Consider the following 12,742-nt stretch of genomic DNA (forward strand, 5'->3'; position numbering starts at 1 on the left):
ATCGTTCTGGGGCATGCTTGTAGGCGTGTTCGACGCGCATCTCCACATCATCGATCCGCGGTTTCCGCTTGTCGAAAACAACGGCTACCTACCTGACCCGTTCACGATCGCCGATTACCGCGAACGCACGAGCGCGTTGGGCATCGATGGCGGCGCGGTCATCACCGGGTCGTGGCAAGCGACCGACCAGACGTATCTGGTTGCCGCACTGGCTGAGCTCGGCGAAGGCTGGGTCGGCGTCACCCAGCTTCATCCCGACGCGACCGACGACGACATTCTCGAACTCGACCGCGCCGGCGTCCGTGGGATCCGGTTCAACCTCAAACGCGGCGCCATCGACATCGCGGCCCTGACCTTGCAAGCCCTGCGTGCGCACGAACTCGTCGGCTGGCATGCCGAGCTCTACGTCGACGGATCACTGCTGCCGTCGCTCGCACCGGTGCTGACCAAGCTCCCCGCTGTCAGCATCGATCATCTCGGCATCTCCGGTGAAGCGCTCCCATTCCTGCTCGAGTTGGTCGACCGAGGTGTTCGGGTCAAAGCAGCGGGCTTCGGTCGCGTCGACTTCGACATCCCGAATGCGTTGCGCCGCATCCATAACGTCAGTCCCGAGGCGTTGATGTTCGGCACCGATCTCCCCGGCACGCGCGCCACACGGGCATTCGAGCCCGCCGACGTCGAGCTGATCAAAGAGACGATCGGCGACGACTACGAAGCTGTCCTCTGTACCAACGCGCGCAGCTTCTACCGGCTGCAACCCAAGCAGGCCGCGGAGCCCTCCGACACCGCAGAATCACTGCCCGCGGTGGAGTGAACGCCGACGCTCAGTAAGCCCTCACGTCAGGAAGGCGCCTACGAGCCAGACACCACTGGCCAAGAGTGCACCGAACAGCTCGATCAGCATCGACAGGCCGACCGCTTTGACGGCATGCCACGTCGATGGCCATGCAGTTTCGTGGCTGCCGAGGCGAGCGAGCTCGGCGAGGTAGGTGCCGAGAATGAAACCGACGAACAGTCCGACTATCGGTATCACGAAGAATCCAGCGATACCGAGCACACCACCGAGGATCAGCGACCGCGTCGGAACGCCCGCGTCCTTCATCTTCTTTCCAGGCACGGTGTATTTGATGACGCCTGAGATGATCAGGAAGACCGTGGCAATCGCGAACACGGTCCACGCGGTTGCGGACCCTTCGACAATCGCCCACACCAGGATCGCGCCGAACACCAACAACACACCGGGCAGCAGCGGCAAAACGATGCCGACCAGGCCGATCAAGATGACAAGTCCGACGATGACCTCGCCCCAACCATTCATGCGGAGAACCCTAGCTTCGAACACTATTGGCGGTTCGCTAACGTCTAGGCCATGACGACTGAGAACGCCGCAAAGCAGGGGCCCCTCGCCGGTATTCGCGTGATCGAACTTGCGGGCATCGGCCCCGGACCGCACGCGGCTCTGCTCCTCGCCGACCTGGGTGCGGACGTCGTTCGCGTGCAGCGCGCAGGCGGGATTCCCGCCGCAGGCATTCCCAACGACCAGCAGCTGCGCAATCGCACGATCGTCGAGGCGAATCTGAAAGATCCCGCTGACATCGAGAAAGTGCTCGGCCTGATCGAGCGTGCCGACGTCCTCATCGAAGGGTTCCGGCCCGGAGTGACCGAACGAATGGGCCTCGGACCAGACGACGTCGCAGCGCGCAATCCGCGCATCGTCTACGGCCGTATGACCGGGTGGGGCCAACAGGGTCCGCTCGCGCAGAGCGCAGGTCACGACATCAACTACATCTCCCTGACCGGGGTGCTCCACGCGATCGGCCGCAAGGGTGAGCGCCCGGTGCCACCGCTGAACATGGTCGGCGATTTCGGCGGCGGGTCGATGTTCCTCGTCTTCGGCATACTCGCAGCGCTGATCGAGCGCCAGACCTCGGGCAAAGGCCAGGTTGTCGATGCCGCGATGGTCGACGGCACCCTCGCGTTGTCGCACATGATCTGGGGCTTCCGCGGTCGCGGGCTGTGGTCGGACGAGCGTGGCGTCAACATGCTCGACACCGGCTATCCGTTCTACGACACCTACGAAACTGCCGACGGCAAGCACATGGCCGTTGGCGCGCTCGAGCCCCAGTTCTATGCGGAGTTGCTGAAGGGCCTCGAACTCGACGCTGCAGACCTGCCGCATCAGCTCGATCAGTCCGGTTACCCGAAGCTGCGGGAGATTTTCACCGACAAGTTCAAATCGAAGACGCGCGATGAGTGGGCCGCCATTTTCGAAGGAACCGATGCGTGCACCACGCCCGTCTTGACCTTCGCCGAGGCGCCCGACAACGCACACATTGCTGCGCGCGGATCGCTCATCGACATCGACGGCGTCGTTCAGCATCTGCCCGCGCCGCGGTTCTCGCGCACCCCGAACGGCATCCCGACTGCGCCGCCACGCGACGCGGCCGACCCGTTGACATTGTGGTGACCTGCGCGTTGCAGTAGCTACGATCACAACTGTGTCGACTGAATACCGCAGCCTTTGAGGCACGCTCATGAGCGATGAACCGAAGGCTTGCCCGGGAATTCCAGAAGACACCCGGGTTCACCTACCGCCGTTGGACCAGCTGTTCACCTGCGGATTGCATCCTCAGTACTACGACATCCTGCGCAGCCACGAGGACTGGGTCTATCGGCATTTGCTGCCGGGCGAGCCGAAGTTGGCGTACAACGTTCTGCACGACAACCTCGGCGCTCTGTTCGTCTGTATGGCTTATTTCGAGCACGACGCGGACAAGGTCAAAGACATCTGCGACCTCATGACGTGGCTGTTCATCCACGACGACGACGTCGTAGACCTTCGCACGGCACCTGACAGTCCGAACAGCGTCCGTCAAGCCGCCGTCGACGACTATCTCGGCAAGATCGAAGACGTTCTCGACGGCGGCGTAGCGACGGACACCCGCTGGGCGATGGAGAGCATTCACGACTTGATCGAGCGGTTCACTGCTCGATCGTCGCCGAAGCTGCTGGCTCGGTTGCTCGATGCGCTCGGCTTCTACAGCACCGTCGCCACCAGTTCGGAGGTCACCGACCTGCTCGATCATCGAATCACCGATCTTGCCGAGCACATGGAGCTTCGATCGACCGGTGGCAGCTCGGCCAGTCAGCTGTTCCACGTCGTCACCGAGTACATCCACGGCGTCGATCTGGATCCCGAAGTCGTCGCGATGGAGTCGGTAGACCAGTACTGGCGTGCCATTATGGACTGCTGGTACCTACCCAACGACTTGCTGTCGTTCCGAACCGAATGCACGCGTGGCGATCACAACAACGCGGTCTGCGTTTTGCGGCGCTCCGAAGGGCTTTCGTTGCAGGAAGCGGTCGACCGGTTGGCCTGCTTGATCAACGAGAGGCAGGCCGATGCGGCGCGCCGATACGCCGAAATCTCAGAGTCACCACTCGCGTCGATCCCTGGTTTGCTCGCGTGTCTCGAAAACTTGCAACACGTTGCCGCCGCAAACCAACGTTGGTCGTATATGGTGCCGCGGTACCACGGCGAAGGCTTCGTCTGGAACGGCGTGCTGACGGGAGAACTGCGTCTGACTCGGAGTCATACTTACTTCCCGGACGTACCGGCAACCCGCGTTACCGAGCACGGTTTTATCTCGGGATAGACGGATCGCAGGAAAATCGGTCGGCCGCAACATAGCGTTAATGATCCTGAAGTTTTTAACTAGGCATCCTCTAGCAAACCCGGGAGGATGGGAGCGAGCGGTAATGTGAGCAGCGTGCGGCGACACCAAGTCTTAGACGACGCCGGCGCCCCTGCACGGGTGCCATTTGCACTGGCGACGTCTCCGGTGATGGCACGGACGACCGGCGGCCTGTTCGTAATGGGCGGCGTACTCGGTATGACGCTTGCGATTCTGATGCCGCACGAGGGGCCCGGTAACCGGGTTGTCGTGGCGATCGTTGCGATCGGAGCCTTGGTCTTCGGCATCGGACTTGCGGTCATCGGCGACCTGGTACACCCTCGCACTCATCAGTTGCTCGTCCCACTGGGCACGATTCTGATCAGCGCGACCATTCAACAATCCACGTCGAACACCGCCGCATTGGCGTTGGCGAGCTTCTATGTGTTCGTTGCGTGCGATTCGTCGTTCTTCTTTTCCTGGCTGCGCGCTGCCGCTCAAATCGTGTTTGCAGTCGCCTGCTGCATGATCGTGCTCGCGTCACGCGACGGACTGCCGTGGTGGTCCGGACTGGTGCCATCCGGCGTCACCATCGCGGTCGGCGCCGTGGTCGGCGTGCTCGCGAGGCTTGCATCCGATGCCGACATAGATTCACTGACAGGTCTGTTGAACAGACGTGGGTTCGATACGCGCCTGCACCTCGAAATCGCTCGCGCGACCCGAACCGGCTTGCGTCCGGCCTTGATCCTGTTCGACCTGGACCGCTTCAAGACGGTCAACGACGAACTCGGCCATCGTTCCGGCGACGCGGTACTGCAGAAGGTTGCCGACTCGTGGCAGCAGTTGCTGGGTCCGTCGAGAATTCTGGCGCGCTACGGCGGCGACGAATTCGCTCTCCTCGTGCCCGATATGTCCGAGCAAGGCGCTATCGCACTCGCCGATCAAATGCGAGAGTCGATCGCGTTCGGCTGCTCTGCGGGCGTGACGTCATGGCAACCAGGGGAATCCGGGTCGTTCCTTGTCAGTCGCGCCGACGTCGGTCTCTATCGCGCCAAGCAGGCAGGCCGCAACCGGACCGTTCTGGAGTCGTCACGGCGGCCACCGCTCGCAGTCGAATTGGTCGAGGCGATCGCGCGCGAAACGCTCGACGTGCATTACCAGCCGATCGTGAGCCTCACCGACGGCGGAACGATTGTGGGCGTCGAGGCGCTCGTCCGGTGGAAGTCGGTCACGCAGCCGTCGGTCAGCACCGAGGAAGTAATTCGCGTCGCCGAAGAGAACGGCCTGATCGCCAACCTCGACCGGTTCGTGCTGTACCGAGCCTGCCGCGACGCGCTCGACATTCAACAGTCGGTCCCCGGGCAGTCGATGATCCTCAACGTCAACGTGTCCGGCCTCGAACTGGTCGAAAAAGACTATGTCGCGCGAGTGGACGAAGTCCTCCGCGCAACCGGCTGGCCCGCCGATCAGCTGATCCTGGAAGTCACCGAGAGCGTTCTCGACGTGAACACACCAACCGCAATCTCGAATCTCGGCGAACTTCGGGGTCGCGGAATTCGCATCGCCATCGACGATTTCGGTACCGGCTACTCGTCGTTGAGTCGGCTGAAGACGCTGCCGACCGACTTCCTCAAGCTAGACGGCTCCTTCATCACATCGATCACCGACGAGGGCGAAGCGCCGCCGCTGCTCGAGGTCATCGCGCTGCTCAGCGTCTCGCTCGGCCTGCCGGTGATTGCCGAAGGTGTGGAGAACGAACACCAGGCAGCGGTCCTCGCATCACTGGGTTACTCACTCGCGCAGGGGTACTTCTACGGTTATCCGCAGTCCGCGCCCGACATTGCCAAGCAATTGTCGCGCGACGCGCAGGTCCCGCTTCCAGGCCGCTAAACGCACACCAAGGTCGCCGACGACTCGTCGCTTCGCGGCGCGAGGACCTCGTACGCGGCGGCGATACCGCAGACCGCAAGTGCAAGATCCTGCTCGTTCTGCGCATACGGCAGCCGGATGAATCGTTCGAATGCACCCTCGACGCCGAAGCGCGGACCTGCGGCGAGCAGGACCCCGAAGTTCGGCGCAGTCGCGGCGAGAGCGGTCGAGACAGGCGCAGGCAGCTGTACCCACAACGCCATACCGCCTGCGCCGATGAGCGGGCGCCAGTCGGGCAAGTGTGAATCGATCGCGTCGAGCAGCGCGGTGCGCTGGCCGCGCAACAGCTCACGACGACGTTCGAGCATCGGCTCGGCTTCGGCGAGCAGGTATGCGGTCGCGAGCTGGTCCATCACGGGGGTGCCGAGGTCGACCGCGGCACGCGTTCCAGCGAGCCGAGTGATCAACGACGGATTGGCCCGAATCCAGCCGACTCGAAGGCCGCCCCAGAACGATTTCGATGCGGAGCCGATGGTCACCAACTCGGATCCGCGATTGAAGGCGGCGGCCGGAATGACGGGATCCATATCCAGATTGAGCTCGGCCATCGACTCGTCGACGACGACGGTCATCCGCGTATCGCGGGCAATGCGAGCCAGTTCGGCGCGGCCTGCCTCGTCCATGCACAGCCCGGTCGGGTTGTGGAAGTCGACGACGAGATAGGCCATGCGTGCGGCGGTTTGGCGTGCCGCACTTCGGATTCCGTCCAGGTCCCACCCACCGGAGTTGCCCTCTTCGGGGCGCAGCGGCACCGGCACGGGCCGCGCGCCGGCGCTGCGGATCGCCTCGATGCCGTTCGGATAGGTCGGGTGCTCGATCAGTACGCGTTCTCCGGGCGCGGTCAGCGCCGCGAGCAGCAGGCGCAGCGCGTGCTGCGCGCCGAGGGTCACCATGATCTGGTCCGCCTCGGTGGGTAATCCGCGCTGGCGATAGCGCTCGGCGATCGCTTCGCGCAGCACCGGAATGCCGATCGGTTCCATACCGTGCGACGGCAGATAGGTCGGCAGCGCCTTCAGCGCGGCGGCGTACGCACCTTCGACCTCTGGCGGTGCGGGTAATGCTGCGTAGCTCATATCGATCGCCGGCGCGTCCGGCTTTGCGGTGGTGGCGGCGAACATCAGCCCGTTCGGGGCAGTGCCCGACGGCAGCGCGACCGTACTGCGCGAGCCCTGCCTGCTGATCAGATAGCCGTCCTCGCGCAGCATCGTGTACGTCGAGGTGATGGTGGTTCGGCTGAGGCCGAGAGCGGCAGCGAGATCGCGCTCGCTCGGAAGAGCCACCCCGAGTGGAATCCGGCCGTCGTGGATAAGCAACCGAACGCCGTCTGCCAACGCGTGGTACGCGGGCCGGGCCGTCTTGCGCCGCCCGTTCGCATCGTCTTGCCGCCACTGCCCGAGATCGCGCGTCAACGACGACACTCCCAACACCCTCATAGCCATGCGGTCCAGTATTTGCGATCTGGCTATTTTTTGCAAGGCCAGATGAGCGGATGGTTATGGCATGACCACGATCTTGACACTCCTCATCCTCGGGGCTTTCGCAGCGGCGATCTACCACTTCGCTCCGCACAGCTCCAAGCACGGCCTATTCCACCTTGACCAGTTCCGACCTGCCGCACCACTGGCCGGTTTTCTGCCTGGCGACTACGAGCAACAGCGCCTGTACGCCGACATCGCAGCGATCCACGCCCACGACGACCACGACGACTTCCACCAGTCCACTGCCGCATAACTGGACTGGTCCGGCCGTCAGAACAGGGTCGGCGCGTCGAACCCCGGCGCCTGCTCCATCGTGAGCAGAGCGCGCTTGGTCACGACGCCGCCGTACGCCGAGAACCCGCCGATGCGATTACCTGCGGCAAGCACCCGGTGGCACGGCACGATGATCGGCACCGGGTTGCGGCCGAGCGCTTGGCCGACAGCTTGGGCGGCTCCGCGAGAATCGACCCGCTCGGCGACCTCGCCGTAGGTGAGCGTCGTACCCGGTTCGATCGACCGGGCGACCTCGTAGACCCGCCGGTCGAAGAGTCGCAGTCTGGTCAAGTCCAGGTCGATCCAGCGCAAGTCGTCGACCGCGCCGTCGAGATGACGGCAGACACCCTCGATCGCCGCGCGGACCGGCTCGGGCGGCGATTGCTCCGGTGCCGAACGGCAGTACCGCGCGAGCCGTTGCGCCGTCGCACTCGCATTCACCTCGGGCAAGGCCAGAGCCTGGATGCCGGCCTCGCTCCACACAACTCCGCACCTGCCGAGGGCGGTGTCGAAGTAGGTGTAGCCGAGCGGGGTCATGGCTTCAGTGTCTACCCGACCACCGACATTGCAGATGCCTACATGTAGGCGCCGCCATCGACTCGAATCTCGGTGCCGGAGATGTATTTACCATCGTCGGACGCCACCATCGCGACAACTCCTGCGATGTCCGCCGGCGAGCCGAGGTTGCCACCGTCGACCATCCCGCCGAGTTTCGCGAACAACTGGCCATCGATGTCTTTCGGCAGGTCGAGAATCGACTTCGTCGTGATTCCGGACCTGATGCCGCCCGGCGCGATATTGACAGCGCGCAGACCCTTTTTGACGTATTCGAGCGCGATCGCATGGGTGAATGCGCTGACCGCGCCTTTGCTCGCCGCGTACGCCGCCATGTACGGCGCGCCGAAATAGGCCGAGGTGGACGAGAAGTTGACCACGACGCCGCCGTGCGGCGATTCGAGCAGCGACGGCAGGGCCTCCTGCACCATGAGGAAGGTTCCGGTGAGGTTGATGCCGATGACGCGATTCCAGTCTTCGAGCGGCATTTCGTGCGTATGCGCGGTGCGCAGGATGCCCGCGGCATTCACCAAAACGTCCAGGCCGCCCAGAAACTCGCGCGCCTCGGCGTGCCCGGCTCGGACGGATTCTTGATCACTGATGTCGACGATCACGGTCTTCAGCCGGTCCGCGGCGTCGTCGCCTGCGTCCTTCGCGGTCAGTTCCAGTCCGGCTGCGTCGACGTCGACCGCGACGAGCCGCGCTCCCTCCGCCAGCAGGCGCAGGGCGACGCCCTGACCGATTCCAGAACCCGCACCGCTGACAAGCACGCGACGGCCTTCATACCTCTGCACTGGGGCATCCTTCCGACAGCAACGAAACTAGAACACGTTCCAGAATGCTACCCCAGCGCGCGCTTGATCGCGCGTGCCAATCCGTCCCTGTCCGCGGCATCCAATTTCATGCAAGCCCGATAGACGTGACCTTCGACGGTCCGCACAGAGACTGCCAATTGGTCGGCGATGTCCTTGTTCGACATCCCAAGCGCGACGAGGGCCGAGATTTCGCGTTCTCGCGCGGTCAATGGCAGCGGATGTGTCTCGGCGATCAGCGCAGGTGTCTTCGCTCCGTCGCACTCGGCCGCAAGCCGTAGCGCGATCGTCGACGACGCCTGCTGGCCGCGCCTGTTCTTGGACCGCCCGTACGCCACTGCAGACTGCGCAGCCGCTTCAGCCGCGACGACCAAGGCCCCCACGCGCTCCCACTGCGCCGCCGCAACCGCAAGCCCGGACCCGTCGTCGGCGGCCAACGCAGCGGCATGGTCGGCCTGCATTCGGGCTGGCGCGACGTCGAGCATTTTTGCGAGCTCGGCAAGCCGCGGCGCGACCGTGCGGTCACCGAATCGCAGCGCGACGAAAAGTCCGTCGGCTTCGACGGTGTAGCGCCCAGACTGCGCGGCCGCGTCGGCACCGTGCCGCGCGTGCGCTATCGCTGCTGCGGTGCGCCCTTGCGCTGCGGCGAGCCACGCACGCGACATTTCCAGCTCCGCAGCGAACATCGCGATGTGATCGCCGGCAAGCACCTCGGCCCGCGCGAGCGCGTCGGCCGCTTCGTCGACCTGCCCCAGCGCCGCTGACGTTTGGCACAAGAATGCCGCTGCGAGAAACTCCCAGGCGTAGCCCACTCCCTCCAACGCTGCGATCGCCTGGACGAACTCGCGGCGCGCCGCCTCGAGCCTGCCGCGCTCCAGGTGGACCTGACCGAGCAGCACACCGGCCTTGGCGCGCGCGGGTTGCTGGCCGATCGCATACCCCACATAGCGCAACGCGGCCAGCTCAGCGGCTTCGAACTCGCCGCGAACCAGCAGCGCGGGAATCTCGATGAGCCCGAGGTTGAACCGAAGCAGCCCTGACTTCGACTGCGACGCATCGCGCAGACCGCGCGCAATAAGCTCCGCCACATCCTCGATCCGCCCGCACTGGATGTGCACACTCGCGGCCGTGAACGCCGCCCAGCCATGCGTCACCGGACTGCGAGTAACCGACGCGAGCACAGCTTGGGCTGCCCGCTCCGCGTCGTCCAACCGATCTGTGAAGGTGGCGTTCCACATCTCGACGAAGTCGAGGGCTCCCGGGAACGTAACCCGTTCTCGAATACCGGCGAGCAACGCCGATGCCGCGGCGTCGTCGCGACACATCCAGAAGAGATTCGCGGCCCTCGTCGTGGCCCAGATGACGAGGTCGAGCTCGTCCAAGGTGTCGGGGTCGACACCGGCCAGAACAGCCTCGGCCTCGGCCGCCTTGCCATGCCACGACAGCGCCTGCGCAAGTACCAATGCGGCGCGAAAGCCGCCTCCGAGTTGCAGCGCGCGCCGCGCGAGCCGCTCGCCCAGTTCGAGATCGCCGAGGGTGATCGCATCGCCGCCCGAATCGACGAGTGAGGCGACATCCGGGTCGCGGTCGCTGTCCAACGCAAGGGCGGCGAGTCGAATCCGGTCGCTGACGTGCGCGGGCCGAGTCGCCGACATCGCGCCGACGAGTTCCCCACGGATTCGTCGCGCCTTGAGCGTGCCGGTCTGGTTGCGGATCACCTCGCCGTAGATCGGGTGGGTCAGCACGACCGCGCGGTGCGGGGCGTCACCGATCACCTTCGCCAACCCCGCCTCGAGTACGACCTCGACTGCGGCCGGATCGCGTAATGCGTGCAACATGCCCGAATCGAGGGTGCCGCCGAATGCCAGCAGTTCCACGACGGCGAGCGGTGCCTCGTCGAGATCCTTCAATCGCGATTCGACGAGGGTCGACAGCTGTTGATTGATGACCGTTGCGCCGCGCAGCTGCCAGATTCCCGCGACACAGCGCAAGTTTCCGGCTTCGATCGCGCCCTCGACGAGGTGGCGAAGAAACAACGGGCTGCCCTGCGAAACCTGGAAAAGCCGGTCGGCACTGACCGATTCGAGTGGTCCGTCGAGGACCGTCTCGACCAGCTCGATCACCTCGGTACGGGTGAACGGCGCCAGGTCGACGCGCACCAAGAGGCCCTCACGCCAGAGCGCGCTGATCGGCTCCGGAATGTCGCGACCCAGTCGGACTGTGACGACGAAGTTGGCGGCGCGCTCGGTCGCGAGCTGATGGACCACTGACGCCGACAAGTGATCGAGCAGATGGGCGTCGTCGACGCCGATGACGACTTTCGAGCCGCCGAGCAGCAGATTGTCGCGGATCGCACGCAGGACAGCGTGCGGCTCGTTGCGATCCGACAGCTCGACGAGGTGGGCGAACGCGCCCAGCGGAATTCCTTTTGCAGTCTCGGTTCCGGCGACCCACCGACGGATACCGCGGGCACTCTTGACTGCGCTGCGCGCCAACGTCGTCTTGCCGACGCCGGCGTCGCCGATCACGACGACGCCCCGCGGCCCGTCGGCTGCCCGCATCGCGGCCGTCACAGTGTCGAGGTGCCCTTCCCTGAGCACCGTCGGCCATTGCGACAACATGCGGGTGTCCTATGAGTCGATCAAGCGAGGATGTCGCGACGCACAATCGTTTGGTCGCGGCCCGGACCGACTCCCACGCAGGAGATATGTGCGCCTGAGAGGTCCTCGAGTCGGAGCACGTAATCCTGGGCGTTCTTGGGCAGATCCGCGAACGTGCGGGCACCCGAAATGTCCTCCCACCAGCCCGGCATCTCTTCGTAGATCGGGCGCGCGTGATGGAAACCGGTCTGCGTCATCGGCATGTCCTCGACCCGTTCACCGTCGACGTCGTATGCCACGCAGATCGGCACGGTGTCGAGGCTCGACAACACGTCGAGCTTGGTGAGGAAGTAGTCGGTGATGCCGTTGACCCGCGTCGCGTAGCGCGCGATGACGGCGTCGAACCAACCGCATCGGCGGGCACGTCCGGTCGTCACGCCGACCTCGCCGCCTTGCTTGGCCAGATATGCGCCGTGCTCGTCGAACAGCTCGGTCGGGAACGGTCCGGAGCCGACGCGCGTCGTGTACGCCTTCAGGATGCCTAGCACGGTCGTGATCTGGCTCGGTCCGACGCCGGACCCCACAGCGGCCCCACCTGCAGTCGGATTCGACGAGGTCACATACGGGTAGGTGCCATGGTCGACGTCGAGCAGCGTGCCTTGGGAACCTTCCAGCAACACGATCTCGCCACGCTCCAACGCCTCGTTGAGCTGTAGCCGGGTGTCGCTGATGCGGTGCTTGAAACTGTCCGCTTGCTCGAGCACCTCGTCGACCACCTGCTGGGGATCGAGCGCTCGCCGGTTGTAGATCTTGACCAGCACCTGGTTCTTGTATTCCAGTGCCGCTTCGACCTTCTGGGTGAAGATTTTCTCGTCGAGAACGTCGGCAACCCGGACACCCACGCGGGCGATCTTGTCCTGGTAGCACGGTCCGATGCCGCGTCCGGTCGTGCCGATTTTGTTGTTGCCGAGGAAGCGCTCGGTGACCTTATCGATCGCCACGTGGTACGGCATGATCAAGTGCGCGTCAGCGGATAGCAGCAGCCGATCGGTGTCGACTCCCCTGCGCTCGAGTCCAGCGAGTTCGTCGAGCAGCACACCGGGATCGACGACGACACCGTTGCCGATCACGTTCGTCACGCCGGGCGTCAGGATGCCGGACGGGATCAGGTGCAGCGCGAAATTGTCGCCATTGGGCAGCACCACGGTGTGGCCTGCGTTGTTTCCGCCCTGGTAGCGGACGACCCATTGGACCCGGCCGCCGAGAAGATCCGTCGCTTTGCCCTTGCCTTCGTCGCCCCATTGGGCGCCGATCAGCACGATTGCCGGCATTGATATCTCCTACGATCGAACGCGCAATCCGCGATGGCGAGCTGCAGCTGACTGCCGTACGGAGGCAGTGGCCGGAAGCACAGTCTAGTC

Annotated in this window: 11 protein-coding genes; 5 read left to right on the plus strand and 6 right to left on the minus strand. The window is 64.6% G+C overall.

Annotated features, from left to right (window positions below; all coding sequences use genetic code 11):
* Positions 1-25 precede the first annotated feature (25 nt).
* Positions 26-814, plus strand: a complete 789-nt coding sequence (locus tag FGL95_RS24255) for an amidohydrolase family protein (RefSeq protein WP_169591830.1) — start codon at positions 26-28, stop codon at positions 812-814.
* A 21-nt stretch (positions 815-835) separates the two neighbouring features.
* Here FGL95_RS24255 and FGL95_RS24260 read toward each other — a convergent pair whose 3' ends face one another.
* On the minus strand, positions 836-1,318 hold the full coding sequence (locus FGL95_RS24260; RefSeq protein ID WP_169591832.1) for a DUF456 domain-containing protein: 483 nt from the start codon (positions 1,316-1,318) through the stop codon (positions 836-838).
* A 51-nt stretch (positions 1,319-1,369) separates the two neighbouring features.
* Between FGL95_RS24260 and FGL95_RS24265 the strand changes: the two genes are divergently transcribed.
* From FGL95_RS24265 to FGL95_RS24275, 3 genes are all read left to right on the plus strand, one after another.
* A complete protein-coding gene (locus FGL95_RS24265) occupies positions 1,370-2,467 on the plus strand; it encodes a CaiB/BaiF CoA transferase family protein (RefSeq protein WP_169591835.1) in 1,098 nt (365 codons plus the stop codon).
* Positions 2,468-2,534: 67 nt separating this feature from the next.
* The gene (locus FGL95_RS24270; RefSeq protein ID WP_169591838.1) at positions 2,535-3,656 is read left to right on the plus strand and encodes a terpene synthase family protein; all 1,122 of its coding nucleotides are present in this window, start codon (positions 2,535-2,537) and stop codon (positions 3,654-3,656) included.
* A 114-nt stretch (positions 3,657-3,770) separates the two neighbouring features.
* A complete protein-coding gene (locus FGL95_RS24275; RefSeq protein WP_338080008.1) occupies positions 3,771-5,564 on the plus strand; it encodes a putative bifunctional diguanylate cyclase/phosphodiesterase in 1,794 nt (597 codons plus the stop codon).
* Here the strand turns inward: FGL95_RS24275 and yczR are convergent.
* Complete coding sequence (gene yczR, locus FGL95_RS24280; RefSeq protein ID WP_169591840.1) at positions 5,561-7,042, minus strand: MocR-like transcription factor YczR; 1,482 nt, start codon at positions 7,040-7,042, stop codon at positions 5,561-5,563. The two genes, FGL95_RS24275 and yczR, sit on opposite strands and share 4 nt — an antisense overlap.
* A gap of 61 nt (positions 7,043-7,103) precedes the next feature.
* On the opposite strand from yczR, the gene FGL95_RS24285 reads away from it, so the two are divergent.
* Complete coding sequence (locus FGL95_RS24285; RefSeq protein WP_169591842.1) at positions 7,104-7,334, plus strand: hypothetical protein; 231 nt, start codon at positions 7,104-7,106, stop codon at positions 7,332-7,334.
* Between the two features lie 17 nt (positions 7,335-7,351).
* Here the strand turns inward: FGL95_RS24285 and FGL95_RS24290 are convergent, their stop codons facing one another.
* The 4 genes from FGL95_RS24290 to FGL95_RS24305 are packed head-to-tail and all read right to left on the minus strand — an operon-like array spanning position 7,352 to position 12,652.
* The gene (locus FGL95_RS24290) at positions 7,352-7,891 is read right to left on the minus strand and encodes a methylated-DNA--[protein]-cysteine S-methyltransferase (RefSeq protein WP_169591844.1); all 540 of its coding nucleotides are present in this window, start codon (positions 7,889-7,891) and stop codon (positions 7,352-7,354) included.
* Between the two features lie 38 nt (positions 7,892-7,929).
* On the minus strand, positions 7,930-8,703 hold the full coding sequence (locus tag FGL95_RS24295; protein WP_169591847.1) for an SDR family oxidoreductase: 774 nt from the start codon (positions 8,701-8,703) through the stop codon (positions 7,930-7,932).
* 47 nt (positions 8,704-8,750) lie between these two features.
* Positions 8,751-11,342 (minus strand): helix-turn-helix transcriptional regulator, encoded by a 2,592-nt coding sequence (locus FGL95_RS24300; protein ID WP_169591850.1) that lies wholly within the window; start codon positions 11,340-11,342, stop codon positions 8,751-8,753.
* A gap of 20 nt (positions 11,343-11,362) precedes the next feature.
* A complete protein-coding gene (locus tag FGL95_RS24305; protein WP_169591853.1) occupies positions 11,363-12,652 on the minus strand; it encodes an adenylosuccinate synthase in 1,290 nt (429 codons plus the stop codon).
* Positions 12,653-12,742 lie beyond the last annotated feature (90 nt).

The organism is Antrihabitans stalactiti (assembly GCF_012932915.1).
Taxonomy (GTDB): Bacteria; Actinomycetota; Actinomycetes; order Mycobacteriales; family Mycobacteriaceae; genus Antrihabitans; species Antrihabitans stalactiti.